Raw genomic sequence first — 20,240 nt, 5'->3', positions numbered from 1 at the left:
AATTGCATTTTCCCTCTTGCCACCTCGGTGCTGTGCCGCTAATATTCGTCCCCGTTGTCACCGACAACACGTTGCGTTCATAGCTCAGTTGGTTAGAGCACCACCTTGACATGGTGGGGGTCGTTGGTTCGAGTCCAATTGAACGCACCATTCTGCGTCCGTAGCTCAGTTGGTTAGAGCACCACCTTGACATGGTGGGGGTCGGTGGTTCGAGTCCACTCGGACGCACCATTTCAGTCCTGAAATGGTGCAAATTCTCCTCTGATAGCCTGAATTTTCCTAATCCTTCATTTTCATTACTGTTCTCCTGCTACGCTTTTCTCATGGAAAAAAGAGAGGACAACCGTCGATGAAGAAAATCGCCATTATCGGTTCCGGCCCAACAGGGATTTATACCTTTTACGCCCTTCTTAAAAACCCGCAGCCGCTTTCGGTCTCCGTCTTTGAACAAAGTGATGAAGCGGGCGTGGGTATGCCCTATAACGACGACGATAACTCTCGTCTGATGCTGGCAAATATCGCAAGTATTGAAATCCCGCCCATTTTTATGACCTACCTCGACTGGCTCAAAGGCCAGAGCGAAGCCCATCTGGCACGCTTTAAGGTTGATAAAGCCCGCCTGCATGACCGACAGTTCCTGCCCCGGCTCCTGCTGGGTGAGTATTTCCGCGACAGCTTTCGGTCCATCGTAAAAGAGGCGGAAAAACGGGGATTTCAGGTTGATGTCCATAAATCCGCCCAGGTCACCGATATCGTGCCCTCGAAAGAAGGCGTTACGCTTTCCGTCAACGGCAGCGCCTTTCCTGAACGCTTCGACCTTGCGGTTATCGCCACCGGCCACGTCTGGCCAGAGGAGGATGAAGCCACGCGCACGTTCTTCCCCAGCCCGTGGTCCGGTCTGATGGACGCCAGTATTCCGCCCTGTCGCGTCGGTATTATGGGGACATCGTTAAGCGGTCTCGACGCGGCCATGGCGGTCGTAATGCAGCACGGTGCGTTTCGCGATGATAAATTTGTGCTAAATAAAGGCAGCGAGGCGCTGAAGATTGTCCTGATGTCCCGGACGGGCATTCTGCCGGAAGCCGATTTTTACTGCCCTATTCCTTACGAGCCGCTGTCGGTATTGACCGAACGCGTGGTGGAAAGCGAGGTTGCCAAAGGACCGGATGGCCTGCTCGATCGTATCTTTGTCCTGATGGTCAAAGAGCTTCAGCTCGCTGACCCTGCGTGGAGCGAGAAAATGTCTCTGCATACGCTGAATGCGGACACCCTTCGTGAGGCATGGTTTGAGGATCGTAAACGGCACGGTCCCTTTACCTGGGCGGAAGATAACCTGAAAGAAGTTGAGAAAAATAAACGCGAACGCCGTACCGTGGCCTGGCGCTATACCGTGCTTCGGCTGCATGAAGTGGTTCAGGAGATCGTTCCCCATCTCAGCGATCGAGACGTTGAACGCTTCAAACAGGGGCTGGCTCGGGTATTTATCGACAACTATGCCGCCATCCCTCCGCAGTCTATCCGCAGGCTGCTCGCGCTTCGCGAAGCCGGCATCATCAGCGTGGCCGCGCTCGGTGACGACTACACGCTCGACGTTGGCAGCGATCGAACGGTGATAACCACACAAGAGACCGTTTACCGCTTCGACGTTTTTATTGATGCGCGCGGGCAAAAGCCGCTCAAAACGAAAGATCTGCCCTTCCCGACGCTGCGAAAACAGCTTGAAGCGACCGGCGATGAGATACCCGATATCGGCGAGGATTACACCTTAAAAGCGCCTGACACCGTTCGCGGGCGCATCACCTTCGGTGCGATACCGTGGCTGATGCACGATCGTCCCTTCGTTCAGGGGCTGGCGGAGTGTGCAGAGATTGCAGAGGCGATGGCGAAAGCGGCGGAAAAACCCGCGTCGGGGGTGCGGCGGAGATTACCCTATTTTGAAAACTGACAGGGCATCCGTGCCCTGCTGTCGCGGATTACTCGAAGAAGACTTCCGGGTTTTCCGACAGCGAAACGAAGGTTTTCGTCTCTTTATTCAGGGCGAGGATTTCGCCGCTTTCAATGTCGTACACCCAGCCGTGCAGTCGAATGGAGTTATTACGCAGGCCCACCGCGACGGAAGGATGGGTCTTAATGTTGCTCAGCTGCGCAAACACGTTCTCCTGCACCATCGCATTGACCTTATCGATCGGCTTATCCCAGGTTTTTTTCTCCACCACGGCTTTCGCCGCGTCGGAATAGCGCAGCCAGTGTGACACGGCAGGCATCGGCTCCAGGTTCGCGTTATCGGCAATCGCCTTCATCGCGCCACAGTTGGAGTGACCACAAATCACGATATCCGTGACGCCCAGCGCCACGACGGCGTATTCGATGGTAGCGGACACACCGCCTGGCTCCGGTCCGAACGGCGGCACGATGTTACCAGCATTACGAATGACAAAGAGTTGTCCTGGCTCTTGCTGGGTGACAAGTTCCGGGACCAGACGGCTGTCGGAGCATGAGATGAACAGCGCTTTGGGATTCTGGCTGGACGCTAAACTGCGGAAGAGTTCTTTACGTTGCGGGAAAATCTCTTTTTGAAAGCTGAGAAAACCTTCAATGATATGTTGCATAGCAATGTCTCTTTTATCTGTTTTAGTTTAGGTATGATCGAGATCACACTCGTAAAGTTTACCCATCGTGGTTTACTTCAGACAAGCAATATATTTCTGGCCCGAGCGCTGCACAATTTCGTCCGCGTTAGCGAGGATGTTCTGCCCTTCGAACGCGCCGAACAGACGTTCAAACGTTCTGCCTTCCAGATGATTCACGACCGACGCCACGGTGCGGGCCGGCAGCGGAAGATAGTTCGGGTAGCTCCACATAAACGAGACGGCGTCTTTAGCCGGCGTGACCTGCAGAATATCGCCCGCCAGCAGCACCCCGTCCCCCTCCTGCCAGTGCAGCACCGTTCCCCCGGCAAAATGCCCCCCCAGACGCAGCAAGGTGACTGAGGGGAAAATCTCCAGCGCATCCCCCTCCCAGAAATGAATGGCCGGGCTGTCGCGCATCACCCACTCGCTGTCGCTGGCGTGCAGGTACACCGGCGCATCAAACGCCGCAGCCCACTCCTGCATCGTGGTGTAATAGTGCGGATGTGAAATCGCAATCGCGCTGATGCCGCCGAGGGCGGTAATGAGCGTTTTGGTTGCGGGGTCGAGGTTGGCGATACAGTCCCAGAGAATATTGCCGTGGGGCGTTTGCAGCAGCAGCGCCCGCTGGTTGATCGCAAACGCCGGGACCGTTTTGATCCCAAACAATCGCGGCTCCAGCAGCTGCCATTTGTTGCTATGCGTGGCGGTGACGGTATCGAGATCGGTCCACGCCTGCCCCGTGATGGGTACATACTGGCGTTCATCCTCGCAGATCGGGCATTTCTCAGGCTGTGTATCGTAAGCCGTTCCGCAGGTTTTACAGAGTGTAATCATGTGCTCTCCTCAGCGATAAAGCACTGAGTATGGCAGGGATTATCCTTATGTGCTGCGAGGTACATTGCTGGCTTTTTTTGCCCTATACTGTGCCAGTATCGAAAACTGAACAGAGCAGGTGCAACATGGAAATTGATCTCGATAATTTAGTCTTTAACGGTCTGGATGAAGCAGAAGAGCGTAATGCGGAACGTCTGGACGACGCGGATAAAAAAGCGCAGGCGATTGTCGCCGACGACGACTGCGGCGACGCCTGCAAGATCTAATAAAAAAGCACCGGGAAACCGGTGCTTTTTTATTTCACTCGTTAAACGTCACGCACACCTCGTTCCAGTACGTTTCGCGCGTGCGGCGCAGTTCAGCGTGACGTTTTATCATGGAACCACTCCGGATCAATGTTGGCAACGTCCACGCCATACAGGCTGGCGACAGGCAGTATTGACTCAAGAACACGTTGCGCGCTGTTCTCCGCATTCACTGGTCGGGTCGCAAAAAACCGCCGTAACGTGCTGATCCACTTTTTCATCGTCTTACCCTCTCTCGCCGTGTCTGACCTCAGTTAAGCACTCAAATGCCGCGCGGGTGAAATACCAAAATCCACTGTCCATGTGCAGGATTTGCAAATAGCCTCCCGTTCTTTTCACGCTTCATTAACACCTTGTTCACTAATGCTTTTTTGCTCAAAGTAAAGAACGATTTCTTATTTGGCGATAGCTTTCGCTTATGGGAGCGTAGCGGGGTAAAACAAAAACAACGGGATGGCGTATGACTATGGCAGCAAACATGAAAGGGTTTACCAAACGGACACTGGTTCTGGGATTACTGGCGGCGGGGAGCCTGCTTTCAGCGCAGGCACAGGCCGATCAGCTGGCGGATATTAAGGCCGCAGGGGTGGTGAAAGTGGCCACGTTTGACGCCAACCCGCCGTTTGGCTCGATTGATGCCAAAACGCACGAGATCGTGGGTTACGACGTGGATTTCGCCAAAGCGCTGGCAAAATCGCTCGGCGTGAAGCTTGAACTGGTTGCCACCAATCCGGCCAACCGTATTCCGCTGCTGCAGTCAGGGAAAGCAGACCTGATCGTGGCAGATATCACCATCACCCCGGAACGCGCGCAGGTCATTGATTTCTCGACGCCTTACTTCGTCACCGGCCAGCAGTTCCTCGTTCCGGTGAAATCACCGGACAAGCTCGATGACTATAGCCGGGCGCGCATTGGCGCGGTCAAAGGCACGACGGGCGAGCAGGCGCTGCACCAGCGTTTCCCGCAGTCCCGCGTCCTCTCTTATGACGACATTCCCCTGGCGTTGACCGCACTGCGCAATGGTAACGTCCAGGCCATTACCCAGGACAGCACCATTCTGGCCGGTCTGCTGGCGCAGGCGCCGGATAAAGCGAACTTCAAAATCCTGCCCGATCTGCTCAGTAAAGAAGAGATTGGCGTGGGGGTGAAGAAAGGTGAAACGGCGCTGCTGAAGGCCGTTAACGACGAGCTGGTTAATCTCGAGAAGAACGGTCAGGCAGCAAAAATCTACGATGTCTGGTTTGGCCCAAACACGCCTGCCCCGCAGACTCGCGCCTTTAAAATAGAAGCCAGATAATTATGCTCTCAGGTTTATTTTCACACTCCGCGGCCGGTGCCGCGGATTTTTCACATCTGGAACAGGCCAGCGTCGAGTTTCGTCATGTGGACAAACGCTACGGTGACCATCAGGTTTTAAACGACATTAATCTCACCATCACCCCCGGTGAAGTGGTCGCCATCCTCGGCCCGTCGGGTTCCGGTAAATCCACCCTGATTCGTCTCATCAACCAGCTTGAAACCCTGAGCGGCGGGGAGATTCTGATCGATAACAAGCCTACCGGAAAGCTCTCCGGTACCGGGCTGCGTCAGCTGCGTAGCCGCGTGGGGTTTGTGTTCCAGCAGTTCAATCTTTACGCCCATCTCACCGCCAGCCAGAACATCACCCTGGCACTGGAGCACGTTCACGGCTGGAATCCACAGCCTGCCCAGGCGCGCGCGCTGGCCCTGCTGGAGAAGGTCGGGATGCTGGAAAAAGCCCACCATTTCCCGGCAGAGCTTTCCGGCGGGCAGCAGCAGCGCGTCGCGATTGCCCGTGCCCTGGCCTCTTCACCGCAAATCATCCTGTTCGATGAGCCCACCTCGGCGCTGGATCCGGAGATGATTGGTGAAGTGCTGTTTGTGATGAAAGCCCTCGCCCACAGCGGGATCACGATGATTGTCGTAACCCATGAGATGCAGTTCGCCCGGGAGATTGCCGACAGAGTCGTCTTTATCGACGGGGGGCAAATTCTGGAAATTGCGCCGCCGGCGCAATTTTTCAGTCGGCCCTCGCATCCGCGCGCGCAGCGGTTCCTGCAAAAGGTGCTCAACCCGCTGCATCAGGAGCATCTGTAATGCCCGCGCTCGACTGGCAGGGGGTGCTGACCGGACATCCTCTGCAGTGGATACTCTCCGGATTCCTCACCACCCTGTGGGTAACGCTTGCCGGGATGATGCTGGCCAGCCTGCTCGCATTGCTCTTTATGCTTCTGCGCCTTTCCGGCGGACGCCTCGGGAACGCGGTCGTTAGCAGCTGGGTGTCGCTGTTTCGCAATACGCCGCTGCTGGTGCAGCTGCTGTTCTGGTATTTTGCCGCCTGGAACGGTCTACCGCAGGCGTTCCGCGACGCGGTGAACGCGGATCACAGCTGGTCAATTCTGCCCGGCGACGTCTGGTGGTTTACGCCCGAATTTTTATGTTCTGCCTGGGGGTTGGGTGTCTTTACCTCGGCGTTTTTAATTGAAGAGGTGGAGTCGGGCTTACGTTCCGTACCTGCCGGACAGCGGGAGGCGGCGCTCGCTCAGGGATTCTCCGCGTGGCGCCTGTTTCGCTACATCCTGCTGCCGCAGGGGCTGGCCAACGCCTGGCAGCCGGTCGTTGGCCAGTACCTTAATCTGATGAAGCTCTCCTCGCTCGCCAGCGGGATTGGCTTCGCCGAGCTGACCTATCAGGTCAGGCAGATTGAGAGCTATAACGCGCACGCGCTGGAAGCATTTACCTTCGGAACCGCACTCTATCTGCTGACCGGCCTGGTCATGGGGATGGTGCTGGTTCGCATTGGACCTGAAGCGAAACGTAAACGCCCAAACGTCGCCACCTCAGGGAGTGAAAAACATGATTGCCGGACTTAATGTCATCACCGATAACCTCGATTATCTGCTGTGGGGACGCGCGGCAACGGGTGAACCGGGGGGCGTATTGCTCTCGTTGATGATGGCGATTGGGGCCGCCGTCATTGCTCTGCCCGGTGGGATAGTGCTCGCGTGTCTGGCCTGGCGCTTTACCGGGCTCGTGCGCAAGACCCTCTTTTTGTGGGCAGAGCTGATTCGCGGTATCCCGCTCATCTTCGTAATTTTCTGGATGTGGTATCTCCTGCCGCTCATTACCGGGGGCGATCTGCCGGGGGCGCTGACCGTCACGCTGGCGCTGGCCTGGTTTACGGCGGCTACCGTAATGCACTCGGTACTGGCCGGACTTAATGCGCTACCGTCCGGGCAGTACGAAGCTGCACTGTCACAGGGATTCAGCACGCAGCAAACCCTGTGGCGCGTGCTGCTGCCACAGGCGCTGAGGAACATTCTGCCGTCGCTGGTGGGGATTTTTATCAGCCTGCTGAAGGATACGTCGTTGGCGTTTATCGTGAACGTCCCGGAACTGACCACGGTGGCGGGACAGGTCAACAACCGGGTGCAAATCTACCCGGCGGCCATTTTTATCTTTACGGGCGTGGTCTACTACCTGCTCTGCTGCTCGCTCGAGCAGCTTGCAAAGCGCTGGCGCTTTACCCGGCCAGCGCTTTAACTACCGTTTCCATCGCTTCGGTTGTCAATTCACTGCGTTTCACGCGCTGGTTCGCCAGCGCGGTACGCAGGACTCCGGCAATGACAATATGCTTTGGCTCCTGCCCTAAATCACGCATCTCAAGCACCACCTTCCCGACCACCCGGCACATCTCCTGGTACAGCGCTTCATCTTTGGTCACGTTACCCATCGTCATCACTCCATTGCCTGTTAAACGTTGAGCTTAAATGATTCTCCAGCCGGATACAAAAAAGAAGCCCGGCGAGAAACTCGCCGGGCTTCATCTGTAAAATCAGTAAATTAGTTATTTACTGGAATGACCGCGCCTTTGTACTTGGTGCGGATCCAGTCCTGAATCTCTTTTGAGTGCAGCACGTTCACCAGCGCGACGATGTCTTTCTTCTTCTCGTCACCGCGATGCACGGTGATGATGTTGGCATACGGGTTGTTTTCACCGCTCTCAACCGCAATCGGGTCGTGAACCGGATCCAGACCCGCGTCAATCGCATAGTTGGCGTTAATCACCACCGCGTCGCCTTCGTTGTTGTTGTACATCTGCGGCAGCAGAGACGCTTCAACGTTAGGCGTGAACTTCAGCTTTTTCGGGTTCTCGACGATATCGCTGATGCGCGCGGTCACTTTATCGATGCCCGGCTTCAGCTTGATCACGCCCTCTTTTTCGAAGATAGAGAGAATACGCCCCTCTTCAGAAACCGCGTCACGCATGATGATTTTGCCGCCTTCCGGCAGGTCTTTCAGCGACTTGTATTTTTTGGAGTAGATGCCGATTGGCTCAATGTGGATCGCGCCCGCACTGACAAAATCGTAGTCTTTATCGCCCGCATGATCTTTCAGCACGCTGTTCAGGTAAGGAATGTGCTGGAAATAGTTCGCGTCGATGTCATGACCCGCCAGCGCGGTGTTCGGCAGAATGTAGTCCTGGAACGGTTTAATCTCCAGGTCGATCCCCTGCTTCGCCAGAATCGGCTTTGCCTGCTCCAGAATTTCGGCGTGCGGCGTGTTGGATGCGCCCACGGTCAGGGTGTCAGCCCAGGAAGCGAAGCTCAGGGCGCTCAGGGTTGCGGCGGCGATCAGTGTCAGTGTCTTTTTCATGATATGGTTCCTGTGTGTATTTATTAGCGTTTATCTAACAGTGAAGTAATGACATCGCCGCAGAACTGGATAATGAAAACGATGATTAAAATGGTCACCGTTGCCACCAGCGTGACGTCACCATGGTTGCGCTGGAATCCTTCCAGATAAGCCAGATTTCCCAACCCACCGGCGCCAATCACCCCCGCCATTGCGCTGTAGCTCACCAGCGCAATGAGCGTCACCGTAATACCTGATACCAGTGCAGGTGATGATTCCGGCAGTAAAACCCGAAACACTAACGTGCTCAGTCGTGCGCCCATCGAGCGCGTTGCTTCTATGACGCCTTTATCCACTTCACGCAGGGCGATCTCCACCAGGCGTGCGTAGAACGGTGCGGCACCCACAATCAGCGCCGGCAGCGCCGCGTTGGCACCAAGGATGGTGCCGACGACGGTCTTGGTGAACGGGATCAGCAGGACAATCAGAATGATGAACGGAATCGAGCGGAACACGTTCACCACAATCGAAATGACGCTGTAGACCGTGCGGTTGTGGAACAGCCCGCCGCGTGCGGTTAAAAACAGCGCCAGACCCAGCACGATACCCAGTACAAAAGTCGCCACGCCGGACAGCGCGGTCATGTACAGCGTCTCCAGCGTCGCCGCCCAGAGCTGGTCCCACTTGAGATGCGGAAAGAGATCCTCAGCCATGTTTAATCACCTCGCCTTCAATATCGCTGTGCTTCAGGTCGGCGAGGATATTGTTCAGTTGTTCATCGGATGCCACGACGTGCACCCAGAGCTGGCCAAACACGCCGTGGGCGGTTTGCGTCATTTTCCCGTGCAGGATGTTAAACGGCAGGCCATAGCGCAGGGTCAGTTCACCCACGATCGGCTTATGCGTGCTGTGCCCGGTGAAGGTCAGTCTGATGACCGTGCCTTCCAGATCGTTTGCCAGTTCGGTATTGAACGTTTCTTCTTCAGCGTACTGGCTCACCTGACGGACAAACTGCTGCGTAATCGGCTGCTGCGGATGGGTAAAGACGCTCAGCACGTCGCCCTCTTCCACGACTTTACCGTTCTCCATCACCGCCACGCGGTCGCAGATTTTGCGCACCACGTGCATCTCGTGCGTGATCAGCACGATGGTCAATTTGAACCGGCGGTTAATATCCAGCAGCAGATCGAGGATCTGATCGGTGGTCTGCGGGTCAAGCGCGGACGTGGCTTCATCGCAGAGCAGCACGTCAGGGTTGTTAGCCAGCGCACGGGCGATGCCGACGCGCTGTTTCTGGCCGCCACTGAGCTGAGACGGGTAGGCATGCTCGCGACCTTTCAGGCCGACCAGCTCCACCAGCTCGGCGACGCGGGCGGTGATTTTTGCTTTTGGCACGCCGGCAATCTGCATCGAGAAAGCAATGTTTTCATTTACCGTGCGCGACCACAGCAGGTTGAAGTGCTGAAACACCATGCTGATTTTCAGGCGCGCCTGACGCAGCGCTTCACCTTTTGCCGCCGAAATGTCCTGTCCATTAATGGTGACGCTACCGGCGCTGGGTTTTTCCAGGCCGTTGAGCAGACGAATCAGCGTGCTTTTACCTGCCCCGCTGTAACCGATAATCCCGTATATCTGTCCCTGTGCTATCGTCAAATTGACGTTATCAACGGCTGTGAGTGCCACCTTTCCGTTGTCAAAAACCTTCGAAATATTGCTCAGTACAATCATTCTTATTCGTTATCCGTGCCGCTCATGGCGGTTTAGCAGTATGGATGTCCAAACGATAGTAAACAGGCGTTATCAGCTTTTAAATGAACAAAAAAGAATTTGTTATAACTTTCGGAAATAAACAGCGGATTTACCGGGTGGGATGCATTTAGACCAATTTCAGCAATGATTATCTGCCGGATGCATATCTGCTGGCGAATGCCCGCGAAAAATGGTCATTTTTTCAGCATTTCATGCCAATATAGCCATCCTCACATCCAGACAACTTTACGTCTTGCTGTCCTGACTTCCAAAAATGACATTTATATTCCTTTCTGATCTAAAGAGCAGTGAATGGTTCTTTATTGAGAAAATTTCACCGCCCTATCATCCCGTCATGACATCCAGAAAGGAAAACATCATGACGATTTATCACTCCGTCACTGAACTGATTGGTCGTACCCCGCTGATCCAGCTGCATAAGCTTGATACCGGTCCCTGCTCGCTGTTCCTGAAGCTGGAGAACCAGAATCCGGGCGGGTCGATTAAGGATCGCGTTGCGCTGTCGATGATTAACGAAGCGGAACGCACCGGGCAGCTGCAGCCGGGCGGCACGATTATTGAGGCCACGGCGGGCAATACCGGCCTCGGTCTGGCCCTGATCGCCGCCCAGAAAGGCTACTCGCTGATCCTGGTGGTGCCGGACAAAATGAGCCGCGAGAAGATTTTCCACCTGCGCGCGCTGGGTGCCCAGGTGGTGCTGACCCGCTCCGACGTCAACAAGGGCCATCCTGCCTATTACCAGGATTACGCCCAGCGTCTGGCGAACGAACTGCCCGGCGCGTTTTACATCGACCAGTTCAATAACGAAGCCAACCCGCTGGCGCACCGCACCACCACGGCGCCGGAACTGTATGAACAGCTTGACGGCAAAATCGATGCCATCGTGGTGGGCGTCGGCTCAGGCGGCACGCTGGGCGGCCTGCAGGCATGGTTCGCCGAACACTCTCCACACACGGAGTTTGTCCTGGCCGATCCGGCCGGTTCCGTTCTGGCCGACCAGGTGGAGACCGGACGCTACCACGACGCGGGCTCCTGGCTGGTTGAGGGTATTGGCGAAGACTTTATTCCGCCGCTGGCCCACATTGAAGGGGTGAATCGCGCCTGGCGCATTACCGATCGCGAAGCCTTCACCACCGCGCGCGATCTGCTGAAAACGGAAGGCATTCTGGCGGGCTCCTCCAGCGGCACGCTGCTGGCGGCCGCGCTGAAGTATTGCCAGGCGCAGACCGCGCCGAAGCGGGTGGTGACCTTCGCCTGTGACAGCGGCAATAAATATCTCTCGAAGATGTTCAACGATGACTGGATGCGACAGCAGGGACTCATCACGCGTCCCCAGGCCGGCGATCTCTCTGACTACATTGCCCTGCGCCACGATGAAGGCGCCACCGTCACCGCCGCCCCGGACGACACGCTCTCCACCGTCCTGGCACGGATGCGCCTGTATGACATCTCCCAGTTGCCGGTGCTGGAGAACGGCAAGGTGGTGGGCATTATCGACGAGTGGGATCTCCTGCGGCACATCGGCGGCGACGGCGATCGCTTCGCGCTTCCGGTGACGGCAGCCATGACGCGTCAGGTGGAGTTCCTGGATAAACACGCCCCGGAAAGCGCCCTGAACGCCATCTTCGACCGCGGTCTGGTGGCCGTGATTAATGACAACGACCGTTTTCTCGGTCTGATTACGCGCAGCGACGTTCTGACCGCCTGGCGCAACCGTCTTCAGCAATAAAGGAATAGATGATGAAAAACCTGGCTACCCTGAGCGTCCACAGCGGCGAATTCAACGACCAGCACGGCGCCGTCATGCCGCCGATTTACGCCACATCGACTTTTGCGCAACCCGCGCCCGGGGAGCATACCGGCTATGAGTACTCCCGCAGCGGCAACCCTACCCGCCATGCGCTGGAAACGGCGATTGCCGAACTGGAAGGCGGCACGCGCGGCTACGCCTTTGCCTCCGGTCTGGCGGCCATCTCCACGGTGCTCGAACTGCTGGATAAAGACAGCCACATCGTTGCCATTGATGACGTATACGGCGGCACATACCGTCTGATCGAGAACGTGCGCAAGCGCAGCACCGGCCTGCAGGTCAGCTGGGTTAAACCGGACGACTTAGCCGGGCTTGAGGCCGCCATTCGCCCGGATACCCGCATGGTGTGGGTCGAGACGCCAACCAACCCGCTGCTGAAGCTGGCGGATCTGGCGGCCATCGCGGCAATCGCCCGTCGTCATAACGTCATCAGCGTGGCGGATAACACCTTCGCGTCGCCGGTGATCCATCGTCCGCTGGAGTCGGGTTTCGACATTGTGGTGCACTCCGCCACCAAATACCTGAACGGCCATTCTGACGTGGTGGCCGGGCTGGCGATTGTCGGGGAGAACAAGGAACTGGCGGATAAGCTGGGCTATCTGCAAAACGCGGTGGGCGGCGTACTGGATCCGTTCAGCAGCTTCCTGACGCTGCGCGGTATTCGCACGCTTGCGTTGAGGGTCGAAAAGCACAGCACCAACGCGCTGGCGATTGCGCAATGGCTCGATCAGCATCCTCTGGTCGAAAAGGTGTTCTATCCCGGCCTGGAATCACATCCGCAATATCAGCTTGCCCGTACGCAGATGGCCCTGCCCGGCGGGATGATTTCTGTCGTGGTCAAAGGCGATGCGCAACGCGCCACCGAGGTGATTCGCAACCTGAAGCTGTTTACCCTCGCGGAAAGCCTGGGCGGCGTGGAGAGTCTGGTGAGCCAGCCTTACAGCATGACGCACGCCTCGATTCCGCTGGAGCAACGTCTGGCAAACGGCATTGTGCCGCAGCTGATCCGTCTGTCAGTCGGGATTGAAGATCCCAAAGACCTGATTGCCGACCTCAGCCAGGCGCTGCAGAAATAAGCAAATGGCGGCAGGTCCATCACCTGCCGCCACAAGTTGTCATCATGGCTTAACGCCTTGATAACAATATTATGAGAAACAGCACAGATTATTTCTGAAACACCGTTTCCATTTTCCTTTTATCTTAAAATCAGCGTATAATGCGCGCCAAATCCCTGGTGAATGGTTTCAGCGCTTGGAATACAAAAAACAACGTACAACTTCTCCACTCCTTCGTTGGGCTGTCACTCAGGCACACTTTCTTCTGCACGCTCATTTGATGTCTCCTATCCTTAGTGCGTGTCATATACTCTTTTGCAACACAGGTTTGACTCCGCGGCGGTGCGCCCCCGGAGCGAGATTTCCATATCCTTCCCAACTTAAAGACTAAGACTGTCATGAAAAAGACGAAAATTGTTTGTACTATCGGCCCGAAAACCGAATCTGAAGAGATGCTGACCAAAATGCTGGACGCCGGCATGAACGTGATGCGTCTGAACTTCTCCCACGGTGATTATGCAGAACACGGTCAGCGTATCCAGAACTTGCGCAACGTAATGAGCAAGACCGGTAAAAAAGCCGCGATCCTGCTGGATACCAAAGGTCCAGAAATCCGTACCATCAAACTGGAAGGCGGTAACGACGTCTCTCTGAAAGCGGGCCAGACCTTCACCTTCACCACCGACAAAACTGTTGTCGGCAACAGCGAAATCGTTGCAGTGACCTACGAAGGCTTCACCAGCGATCTGTCCGTCGGTAACACCGTGCTGGTAGACGATGGTCTGATCGGTATGGAAGTCACCGCGATCGAAGGTAACAAGGTTATCTGTAAAGTGCTGAACAACGGCGACCTGGGCGAAAACAAAGGCGTTAACCTGCCGGGCGTTTCCATCGCGCTGCCAGCACTGGCTGAAAAAGACAAACAGGACCTGATTTTCGGTTGCGAGCAAGGCGTTGACTTCGTTGCTGCCTCCTTCATCCGTAAGCGCTCCGACGTGGTTGAAATTCGTGAGCACCTGAAAGCCCACGGCGGCGAGAAGATCCAGATCATCTCCAAAATTGAAAACCAGGAAGGCCTGAACAACTTCGACGAAATCCTCGAAGCGTCTGACGGCATCATGGTTGCACGTGGCGACCTGGGCGTAGAAATCCCGGTCGAAGAAGTGATCTTCGCGCAGAAGATGATGATCGAGAAATGCGTGCGCGCGCGTAAAGTGGTTATCACCGCAACGCAGATGCTGGACTCCATGATCAAAAACCCACGCCCAACCCGCGCAGAAGCAGGCGACGTGGCAAACGCCATCCTCGACGGTACTGATGCCGTTATGCTGTCCGGCGAATCCGCGAAAGGTAAATATCCGCTGGAAGCGGTGTCCATCATGGCCACCATCTGCGAACGTACCGACCGCGTAATGAAAAGCCGTCTGGACTACAACAACGACAGCCGCAAGCTGCGCATCACCGAAGCAGTATGCCGCGGTGCAGTAGAAACGGCTGAGAAACTGGAAGCGCCACTGATCGTGGTTGCCACCCAGGGCGGTAAATCTGCTCGCGCGGTGCGTAAATACTTCCCGGATGCGACTATCCTGGCGCTGACCACTAACGAAACCACTGCCCGTCAGCTGGTGCTGAGCAAAGGCGTGATCCCTCACCTGGTGAAAGAGATCGCGTCTACGGATGATTTCTACCGTCTGGGTAAAGAAGTGGCACTGGAGCTGGTTGATCGTGGTCTGGCACAGAAAGGTGACGTTGTGGTCATGGTTTCTGGTGCGCTGGTACCAAGCGGCACCACCAATACCGCATCTGTTCACGTGCTGTAATAATTCCCGAACGAATTAATTTTGATAAAAAGCGCCCGCCGGGCGCTTTTTTTATTCCTCGCATTAGCCAAAGTCATTCAAATTGCAAATCGGGTTTTTCTATTTAATTGCGAATTATCTAAGATGAATCCGATGATAAATGCCTTTTTTTACTTAGATTTTTGCCCAAAAAGGGCTGATTCGATGCTTCTTTGAGCGAACGATCAAAAATAGGTGTATTCCCATCAAAAAAATATTCTCAACCCAAAAAACTTTGTGTAATACTTGTAACGCTACATGGAGATTAACTCAATCTAGAGGGTATTAATAATGAATCGTACTAAACTGGTACTGGGCGCGGTAATCCTGGGTTCTACTCTGCTGGCTGGTTGCTCCAGCAACGCTAAAATCGATCAGCTGTCTTCTGACGTTCAGACTCTGAACGCTAAAGTTGACCAGCTGAGCAACGACGTGAACGCAATGCGTTCCGACGTTCAGGCTGCTAAAGACGACGCAGCTCGCGCTAACCAGCGTCTGGACAACCAGGCTACTAAATACCGTAAGTAATAGTACCTGTTAATAAAATGGCGCACATTGTGCGCCATTTTTTTTGTCTGCGTCAAACCACTACTGCGTCACCTTCTCCCCTTCATCTTCCGCTACCGCTGCGGACACCCGACTGTTCTGCACCGACAACACGCTATTGCTGGCTGACGGGCCGCTACCGACCGACACGATAACCGGGATCCCGGCACGGCGTGACAGGGCTTTATCAATCAGCGCCTTGTCGCTTCCCGTTTGAGAAACAAAGGTCGCAAAGTCTGCGGAATGGGTAATGGGCGAGACCTGTGGGTTTTCTCCCTCAGCCTGCGCCAGCGGGCGGTGGACTTCAATATAGCGTTTACCATCCGGCTCCACAGAGAACTTAACGGGTTCATTGATGATCTGTACCCGCGTACCCACCCGCACCTGTTCGAACAGGGCTTTAATGTCTGGGGCATTCATCCGCATACAGCCGGAGCTGACCCGCAGGCCGACGCTGTCCGGTGCGCTGGTGCCGTGGATGAGATATTCCCCATTGCCCACGCCTAAACGCAGTGCGAAGCGTCCCAGAGGGTTATTGGGCCCGGCAGGCACCACCGGAGGTAATTTAATTCCCTGCTCCAGAGAGCGTGCTCTGATGCCCGGCGTAGGTGTCCAGGTGGGATTCGGGATTTTCTGGCTCACGCGCGTGGTCGTGACCGGCGTTTCCAGCCCCAGCTGTCCGATGCCGAGCGGGAAGACCTGAACGATGTTTTCTCCCGGCGGGAAGTAGTAAAGCCGAAGCTCTGCGAGGTTCACCACAATGCCCTCGCGCGGCGTGTCCGGCAGCAGCATCTGCGAAGGGATGGTAATCACGGTTCCCGGCGCAGGGTTTACCGGCGCAATGGTATTGTTCGTTTCCAGGATCACCTGCGCCGCCGTATTAAACCGGCGGGCGATGGTCTGCAGCTTATTATCCCCTTCCTGTATCGTGTAGGTTTGATTTTGCCCAATCAGGCGACTGCCTGCGGGCGGCAACGGATAGTCCATCGCGCGGGCCGAATTAAGGGCGCCGAGCGAACTGAGGAGTAATAGAGTTATTAGAGACGCGCGCTTCATGCTGAGATTCCTTATTCACTGACAGAACGCCAGAAAGCTGAAAAACCAGCGAGGCGGGAACCACCTCGCGAAACAGAATGAATGCTGTTCTGTAAGTCTAGCTAAGGATTGCAGCTTTGGCGCGGATGGCGCGAATCATCGCTTCCAGTCCCTGGGAACGAGACGGGGTGAGGTGTTGGGTCAGAGCCATTTTTTCAAACCACGGGCGGACATCAAACGCGACAATATCCTGCGCCGACATCCGGTGATAAAGAATAAAGACGACCGCAATAAGCCCTTTTACAATGGCCGCATCGCTGTCGCCGTGCAGTTCGACAGTGCCGTCATCCGACTGCGCCATCACAATCCACACCTGGCTCTGACAGCCCTGAATAGTGTTCTCCGGGGTATGCGCCTCTTCGCTGAGCGGCGGCAAGCGCTGTCCCAGCTCAATGATATAGAGATACTTCTCTTCCCAGTTTGCGCAACGCGAGAAGTTACGCAGCAGTTTATCTTTGTCCGGCAGTTCCGCCATCTTTCGCCTCTCCGTTAGCCCAGCAGCTGATGAATGCGCTTAAGCCCCGCCACCAGCCTGTCGACCTCTTCCGTTGTGTTGTACATCACCAGCGACGCGCGGCACATTGCCGGTACCTGGTAAAACGCCATCAGCGGCATGGCGCAGTGGTGCCCGGTACGGACCGCCACGCCGTAGTTATCGAGGAAACTGCCCACGTCATAGGCGTGATGTTTCCCGAGATTGAACGCGATCACCCCTTGCCGGTCGGCAGGCCCGTAGAGGGTCAGATCCGGCACGCTGGCAAGCTCCTCAAGCGCATAGTGCATCAGCAGCTGTTCGTATTCCTGAATGCTATCAAGGCCGATTGAGGAGACATAAGAAATCGCCGCCCCTAAACCGATAATCCCACCGGTGTTGGGCGTGCCCGCCTCAAAACGCCACGGCGCGCGCGCATAGGTGGTGCCTTCCGTCAGGCTGACGGTGGCGATCATCGACCCGCCCCCTTCCCACGGCGGCATCGCCTGCAGGATATCTTCTTTCACATACAGCACGCCAATCCCGGTCGGCCCGTAGAGCTTGTGGCCTGAAAAGACGTAGAAATCGCAGTACAGCGCCTGGACGTCAACCGCGTGATGCATCACCGCCTGGGCACCGTCAATCAGCACCTTTGCACCTGCCTGATGGGCCTTTTCGACGATATCTGCCACCGGGTTTTCTGTCCCCAGCACGTTGGAGACCTGGGTGACCGCCACCAGCCGCGTTTTATCGTCAAGCAATGCGTCTAGCTGCTCGAGCTGCAGCGTCCCGTCGGCATTTAACGGGATCACCCGCAGTTGCGCACCCACGCGCTCGCAGAGCATCTGCCACGGCACGATATTGGCGTGGTGCTCCATCTGGGTGATGATGATGTTATCGCCCGCGTGAACCTGAGCATTGCCCCAGCTGTTAGCGACAAGGTTAATCCCTTCGGTGGTCCCGCGAACAAAGACCAGTTCTTCCGGCGAGCGGGCGTTAAGGAAGGCGGCCAGCTGCGTGCGCACGTTTTCCATCCGCTGGGTCGCCTCGGCGCTCAGGGTATGAATACCGCGATGCACGGCGGCATAGCCGTGGCGATAAAACTCGGCTTCGGCATCCACCACCTGATTCGGCTTCTGCGCGCTGGCCGCGCTGTCCAGATAGGCCAGCGGCAGACCGTTTACTTCACGGGTCAGAACCGGGAAATCTGCCCGTACTTTCTCGACGGGAAAACTCATGCTTCGCCTCCAGGCAGGCGCTGACCGATCCGATCCAGCACCTGCAGTTTTAACTGACCATCGTGCAGCGCTTCCGTCAGTTCGGCGGCAAACGCGTAGATAATCATTTTCTGCGCCGCCTGCTGGTCGATGCCGCGCGAGCGCAGGTAGAACATCTGCTCGTCGTCGATTCGCCCGACCGTCGCACCGTGGCTGCATTTGACGTCGTCGGCGTAGATCTCCAGCTGTGGTTTAGTGTCCACTTCCGCAAGGCGGCCTAACAGCAGATTATTGTTGGTCATCTGCCCGTCGGTTTTAATGGCGTGCTGCGCCACGTTAATCAGTCCGTTAAACACCGCGCGGCCTTTATCACTGACGATGGTTTTGTGCAGCTGGCGGCTGTTGCAGTAGCCTTTGTTGTGCTCCAGCCAGGTGCGCGTGTCGCACACTTCCGATTTAACCGGCATCGCCAGGCTGTTGATGCGCAGCGTGGTGTTTTCACCGTTAAGCTGCGTGCTGGTGTTGTGGCGCAGCACCGCCCCGCCGAGCAGGAAGCTGTGGCTGTACGCTGCGGCATCCTGACCCAGGACAATGTCGTTATGGGCAAAGTGGTGGCTCTGCGCATTCTCAAACGCCAGCTTGACATGATGAAGCTGCGCATTCGCGGCAACATTCATCGTCAGACGCGATCCGGTAAAGTGACGCGTCTCATTGAGGCTGACGTAATGTTCAATGACCGTGGCCTCCGCCCCCTCCGCCAGCTCCAGATGGTGGCGATAGTGCGCGGTATTGATTTCATCGCCGTTCAGCCCCTGAGTGATGTGCATCAGCAGCAGCGGTTTTGCCGGACGCTGGTTACGCTTCACGCGGATGTGCGTCACGCTGCGGGCCAGACTCTCGGTCAGGTGCAGGAAGACCTCAGGCTGAACCGGGGCGCTCAGGCGCTGGCGATCGTCGTTTATCTCAATCTCAAAGCCGCTCTCCTGAGCCGTCTCGCTTAGTTCCGGACGGAACTGACCGTCGACGAACACCAGGCGCAGGGCATCGACACCCAAGGCCAGCGCGTCGCGCTGTACTGGGGTGAGATCCGCCTGGCGGGTCACAAACTCGGCGTTCAGAAGGCCATCAAGCGGGGTGTATTTCCAGTTCTCATGCTTACGCGTCGGCAACCCGAGACGCAGCATTTGCTGAAGATGCTGCTGCGCCTGCTCGGAGCGCGTGCCCTCCTGGATCTCAAACAGCCGGTGCCACTGCTGGAGCGCATTACTGCTGTTCGGTAAGCCAGCCATAACCCTGCTCCTCCAGTTGTTTAACCAGCGTGAAATCACCGGATTTCACAATACGCCCCTGGTAAAGCACGTGGACGTAATCCGGCTTGATGTAGTCCAGAATGCGCTGGTAGTGGGTGACGATAATAAACGAACGCTTGCCGTCGCGCAGGGAGTTCACCCCGTCAGCGACAATCTTCAGGGCGTCGATATCCAGACCGGAGTCAGTCTCATCCAGAATGCACAGCTCGGGCTCCAGCACCGCCATCTGCAGAATATCGTTACGCTTTTTCTCACCGCCGGAAAAACCAACGTTCACCGAGCGGGTCAGCAGATCTTCCGGCATTTTCAGCAGCCTGATCTTCTCTTCCATCAGATCCTGGAAGTCGAAGCGGTCCAGCGCCTCCAGCCCGCGATACTTGCGCACCGCATTCAGCGCCGTCTGCAGGAAGAACTGGTTGCTGACGCCCGGAATTTCGACCGGGTACTGGAAGGCCATAAAGATGCCCTCGCCCGCACGGTCTTCCGGCGACATCTCCAGCAGATCTTTGCCGTTAAACTCGACCGATCCGTGGGTCACCTCATAATCTTCGCGCCCCGCCAGCGTCGCAGAAAGCGTACTTTTCCCGGAACCGTTCGGCCCCATGATGGCGTGGACTTCCCCCGGCTTGACGTCAAAATTGAGGCCACGCAGGATGGCTTTGTCTTCTACGCTGACCTGCAAATCTTTAATACTTAACATGTGCT

The 20,240-nt window shown here is 56.1% G+C and carries 22 protein-coding genes and 2 tRNA genes; 12 read left to right on the top strand and 12 right to left on the bottom strand.

Annotated elements, in window-relative coordinates:
- Positions 1 to 73: 73 nt before the first annotated feature.
- The 3 genes from DOU50_RS13660 (at position 74) to DOU50_RS13650 (ending at position 1,945) form a co-directional block, all read left to right on the top strand.
- A tRNA-Val gene (locus DOU50_RS13660) sits at positions 74 to 150 on the top strand.
- A gap of 4 nt (positions 151 to 154) precedes the next feature.
- Positions 155 to 231 (top strand) — tRNA-Val (locus DOU50_RS13655).
- A gap of 118 nt (positions 232 to 349) precedes the next feature.
- Entirely contained in the window at positions 350 to 1,945 is a 1,596-nt protein-coding gene (locus DOU50_RS13650; protein ID WP_148769571.1) for an FAD-NAD(P)-binding protein, read from the top strand.
- A 28-nt stretch (positions 1,946 to 1,973) separates the two neighbouring features.
- Here the strand turns inward: DOU50_RS13650 and DOU50_RS13645 are convergent, their stop codons facing one another.
- Positions 1,974 to 2,609 carry a carbonic anhydrase gene (locus tag DOU50_RS13645; RefSeq protein WP_024909376.1) on the bottom strand — a complete coding sequence of 212 codons (636 nt, stop codon included), beginning with the start codon at positions 2,607 to 2,609 and terminating at the stop codon, positions 1,974 to 1,976.
- A 72-nt stretch (positions 2,610 to 2,681) separates the two neighbouring features.
- Positions 2,682 to 3,464 (bottom strand): MBL fold metallo-hydrolase, encoded by a 783-nt coding sequence (locus tag DOU50_RS13640; RefSeq protein WP_148769570.1) that lies wholly within the window; start codon positions 3,462 to 3,464, stop codon positions 2,682 to 2,684.
- Positions 3,465 to 3,589: 125 nt separating this feature from the next.
- Between DOU50_RS13640 and DOU50_RS13635 the strand changes: the two genes are divergently transcribed.
- Entirely contained in the window at positions 3,590 to 3,730 is a 141-nt protein-coding gene (locus DOU50_RS13635) for a hypothetical protein (RefSeq protein WP_003857665.1), read from the top strand.
- 92 nt (positions 3,731 to 3,822) lie between these two features.
- On the opposite strand, the gene DOU50_RS23690 is transcribed toward DOU50_RS13635, so the two are convergent.
- Positions 3,823 to 3,990, bottom strand: coding sequence for a hypothetical protein (locus DOU50_RS23690; protein ID WP_014831607.1), 168 nt, complete (start codon positions 3,988 to 3,990; stop codon positions 3,823 to 3,825).
- A 245-nt stretch (positions 3,991 to 4,235) separates the two neighbouring features.
- Between DOU50_RS23690 and DOU50_RS13630 the strand changes: the two genes are divergently transcribed.
- The 4 genes from DOU50_RS13630 to DOU50_RS13615 are packed head-to-tail and all read left to right on the top strand — an operon-like array spanning position 4,236 to position 7,330.
- Entirely contained in the window at positions 4,236 to 5,066 is an 831-nt protein-coding gene (locus DOU50_RS13630; RefSeq protein WP_194266149.1) for an ABC transporter substrate-binding protein, read from the top strand.
- Between the two features lie 2 nt (positions 5,067 to 5,068).
- A complete protein-coding gene (locus DOU50_RS13625; protein ID WP_090417260.1) occupies positions 5,069 to 5,884 on the top strand; it encodes an amino acid ABC transporter ATP-binding protein in 816 nt (271 codons plus the stop codon).
- Positions 5,884 to 6,660 carry an amino acid ABC transporter permease gene (locus tag DOU50_RS13620; protein WP_148769569.1) on the top strand — a complete coding sequence of 259 codons (777 nt, stop codon included), beginning with the start codon at positions 5,884 to 5,886 and terminating at the stop codon, positions 6,658 to 6,660. The genes DOU50_RS13625 and DOU50_RS13620 overlap by 1 nt, the downstream gene beginning before the upstream one ends.
- Positions 6,644 to 7,330, top strand: a complete 687-nt coding sequence (locus DOU50_RS13615; RefSeq protein WP_024909381.1) for an amino acid ABC transporter permease — start codon at positions 6,644 to 6,646, stop codon at positions 7,328 to 7,330. Before DOU50_RS13620 ends, DOU50_RS13615 begins: the two co-directional genes overlap by 17 nt.
- Here DOU50_RS13615 and fumD read toward each other — a convergent pair.
- From fumD to DOU50_RS13595, 4 genes are all read right to left on the bottom strand, one after another.
- Complete coding sequence (gene fumD, locus DOU50_RS13610; RefSeq protein ID WP_008500615.1) at positions 7,311 to 7,520, bottom strand: fumarate hydratase FumD; 210 nt, start codon at positions 7,518 to 7,520, stop codon at positions 7,311 to 7,313. The genes DOU50_RS13615 and fumD overlap by 20 nt on opposite strands.
- 110 nt (positions 7,521 to 7,630) lie before the next feature.
- Positions 7,631 to 8,443 (bottom strand): MetQ/NlpA family ABC transporter substrate-binding protein, encoded by an 813-nt coding sequence (locus DOU50_RS13605; protein WP_008500616.1) that lies wholly within the window; start codon positions 8,441 to 8,443, stop codon positions 7,631 to 7,633.
- Between the two features lie 23 nt (positions 8,444 to 8,466).
- On the bottom strand, positions 8,467 to 9,135 hold the full coding sequence (locus tag DOU50_RS13600) for a methionine ABC transporter permease (protein ID WP_024909382.1): 669 nt from the start codon (positions 9,133 to 9,135) through the stop codon (positions 8,467 to 8,469).
- Positions 9,128 to 10,150, bottom strand: coding sequence for a methionine ABC transporter ATP-binding protein (locus DOU50_RS13595; protein WP_148769568.1), 1,023 nt, complete (start codon positions 10,148 to 10,150; stop codon positions 9,128 to 9,130). Before DOU50_RS13595 ends, DOU50_RS13600 begins: the two co-directional genes overlap by 8 nt.
- 400 nt (positions 10,151 to 10,550) lie before the next feature.
- Here DOU50_RS13595 and DOU50_RS13590 point away from each other — a divergent pair, with 400 nt between their 5' ends.
- The 4 genes from DOU50_RS13590 (at position 10,551) to lpp (ending at position 15,423) form a co-directional block, all read left to right on the top strand.
- Entirely contained in the window at positions 10,551 to 11,921 is a 1,371-nt protein-coding gene (locus tag DOU50_RS13590) for a pyridoxal-phosphate dependent enzyme (RefSeq protein ID WP_148769567.1), read from the top strand.
- Positions 11,922 to 11,932: 11 nt separating this feature from the next.
- Positions 11,933 to 13,078, top strand: a complete 1,146-nt coding sequence (locus DOU50_RS13585; RefSeq protein WP_148769577.1) for a trans-sulfuration enzyme family protein — start codon at positions 11,933 to 11,935, stop codon at positions 13,076 to 13,078.
- A 377-nt stretch (positions 13,079 to 13,455) separates the two neighbouring features.
- Positions 13,456 to 14,877, top strand: a complete 1,422-nt coding sequence (pykF, locus tag DOU50_RS13580) for a pyruvate kinase PykF (RefSeq protein WP_024909386.1) — start codon at positions 13,456 to 13,458, stop codon at positions 14,875 to 14,877.
- 309 nt (positions 14,878 to 15,186) lie between these two features.
- On the top strand, positions 15,187 to 15,423 hold the full coding sequence (lpp, locus tag DOU50_RS13575; protein WP_001082307.1) for a murein lipoprotein Lpp: 237 nt from the start codon (positions 15,187 to 15,189) through the stop codon (positions 15,421 to 15,423).
- A 60-nt stretch (positions 15,424 to 15,483) separates the two neighbouring features.
- On the opposite strand, the gene ldtE is transcribed toward lpp, so the two are convergent.
- The 5 genes from ldtE to sufC form a co-directional block, all read right to left on the bottom strand.
- The gene (gene ldtE, locus DOU50_RS13570; RefSeq protein ID WP_148769566.1) at positions 15,484 to 16,497 is read right to left on the bottom strand and encodes a L,D-transpeptidase LdtE; all 1,014 of its coding nucleotides are present in this window, start codon (positions 16,495 to 16,497) and stop codon (positions 15,484 to 15,486) included.
- Between the two features lie 97 nt (positions 16,498 to 16,594).
- Entirely contained in the window at positions 16,595 to 17,011 is a 417-nt protein-coding gene (gene sufE / locus DOU50_RS13565) for a cysteine desulfuration protein SufE (RefSeq protein WP_148769565.1), read from the bottom strand.
- A gap of 14 nt (positions 17,012 to 17,025) precedes the next feature.
- On the bottom strand, positions 17,026 to 18,246 hold the full coding sequence (sufS, locus tag DOU50_RS13560; protein WP_148769564.1) for a cysteine desulfurase SufS: 1,221 nt from the start codon (positions 18,244 to 18,246) through the stop codon (positions 17,026 to 17,028).
- Entirely contained in the window at positions 18,243 to 19,514 is a 1,272-nt protein-coding gene (gene sufD, locus DOU50_RS13555) for a Fe-S cluster assembly protein SufD (protein WP_148769563.1), read from the bottom strand. Before sufD ends, sufS begins: the two co-directional genes overlap by 4 nt.
- Positions 19,489 to 20,235: a Fe-S cluster assembly ATPase SufC gene (sufC, locus tag DOU50_RS13550; protein WP_024909391.1), complete on the bottom strand. Its 747-nt coding sequence runs from the start codon at positions 20,233 to 20,235 to the stop codon at positions 19,489 to 19,491. Before sufC ends, sufD begins: the two co-directional genes overlap by 26 nt.
- Positions 20,236 to 20,240: the final 5 nt, after the last annotated feature.

This window comes from Enterobacter sp. C6, from assembly GCF_008122455.1.
GTDB lineage: Bacteria > Pseudomonadota > Gammaproteobacteria > Enterobacterales > Enterobacteriaceae > Enterobacter > Enterobacter pseudoroggenkampii.
The sequence above is the reverse complement of the archived record's forward strand: the minus strand, read 5'-3'. Positions and strand labels throughout refer to the sequence as shown.

Excerpts from the sequence above, each read along its gene's own strand:
- DOU50_RS13650 (WP_148769571.1), top strand. The coding sequence starts at position 350 with ATGAAGAAAATCGCCATTATCGGTTCCGGCCCAACAGGGATTTATACC.
- DOU50_RS13645 (WP_024909376.1), bottom strand. The coding sequence starts at position 2,609 with ATGCAACATATCATTGAAGGTTTTCTCAGCTTTCAAAAAGAGATTTTC.
- DOU50_RS13640 (WP_148769570.1), bottom strand. The coding sequence starts at position 3,464 with ATGATTACACTCTGTAAAACCTGCGGAACGGCTTACGATACACAGCCT.
- DOU50_RS13635 (WP_003857665.1), top strand. The coding sequence starts at position 3,590 with ATGGAAATTGATCTCGATAATTTAGTCTTTAACGGTCTGGATGAAGCA.
- DOU50_RS23690 (WP_014831607.1), bottom strand. The coding sequence starts at position 3,990 with ATGAAAAAGTGGATCAGCACGTTACGGCGGTTTTTTGCGACCCGACCA.
- DOU50_RS13630 (WP_194266149.1), top strand. The coding sequence starts at position 4,236 with ATGGCAGCAAACATGAAAGGGTTTACCAAACGGACACTGGTTCTGGGA.
- DOU50_RS13625 (WP_090417260.1), top strand. The coding sequence starts at position 5,069 with ATGCTCTCAGGTTTATTTTCACACTCCGCGGCCGGTGCCGCGGATTTT.
- DOU50_RS13620 (WP_148769569.1), top strand. The coding sequence starts at position 5,884 with ATGCCCGCGCTCGACTGGCAGGGGGTGCTGACCGGACATCCTCTGCAG.
- DOU50_RS13615 (WP_024909381.1), top strand. The coding sequence starts at position 6,644 with ATGATTGCCGGACTTAATGTCATCACCGATAACCTCGATTATCTGCTG.
- fumD (WP_008500615.1), bottom strand. The coding sequence starts at position 7,520 with ATGGGTAACGTGACCAAAGATGAAGCGCTGTACCAGGAGATGTGCCGG.
- DOU50_RS13605 (WP_008500616.1), bottom strand. The coding sequence starts at position 8,443 with ATGAAAAAGACACTGACACTGATCGCCGCCGCAACCCTGAGCGCCCTG.
- DOU50_RS13600 (WP_024909382.1), bottom strand. The coding sequence starts at position 9,135 with ATGGCTGAGGATCTCTTTCCGCATCTCAAGTGGGACCAGCTCTGGGCG.
- DOU50_RS13595 (WP_148769568.1), bottom strand. The coding sequence starts at position 10,150 with ATGATTGTACTGAGCAATATTTCGAAGGTTTTTGACAACGGAAAGGTG.
- DOU50_RS13590 (WP_148769567.1), top strand. The coding sequence starts at position 10,551 with ATGACGATTTATCACTCCGTCACTGAACTGATTGGTCGTACCCCGCTG.
- DOU50_RS13585 (WP_148769577.1), top strand. The coding sequence starts at position 11,933 with ATGAAAAACCTGGCTACCCTGAGCGTCCACAGCGGCGAATTCAACGAC.
- pykF (WP_024909386.1), top strand. The coding sequence starts at position 13,456 with ATGAAAAAGACGAAAATTGTTTGTACTATCGGCCCGAAAACCGAATCT.
- lpp (WP_001082307.1), top strand. The coding sequence starts at position 15,187 with ATGAATCGTACTAAACTGGTACTGGGCGCGGTAATCCTGGGTTCTACT.
- ldtE (WP_148769566.1), bottom strand. The coding sequence starts at position 16,497 with ATGAAGCGCGCGTCTCTAATAACTCTATTACTCCTCAGTTCGCTCGGC.
- sufE (WP_148769565.1), bottom strand. The coding sequence starts at position 17,011 with ATGGCGGAACTGCCGGACAAAGATAAACTGCTGCGTAACTTCTCGCGT.
- sufS (WP_148769564.1), bottom strand. The coding sequence starts at position 18,246 with ATGAGTTTTCCCGTCGAGAAAGTACGGGCAGATTTCCCGGTTCTGACC.
- sufD (WP_148769563.1), bottom strand. The coding sequence starts at position 19,514 with ATGGCTGGCTTACCGAACAGCAGTAATGCGCTCCAGCAGTGGCACCGG.
- sufC (WP_024909391.1), bottom strand. The coding sequence starts at position 20,235 with ATGTTAAGTATTAAAGATTTGCAGGTCAGCGTAGAAGACAAAGCCATC.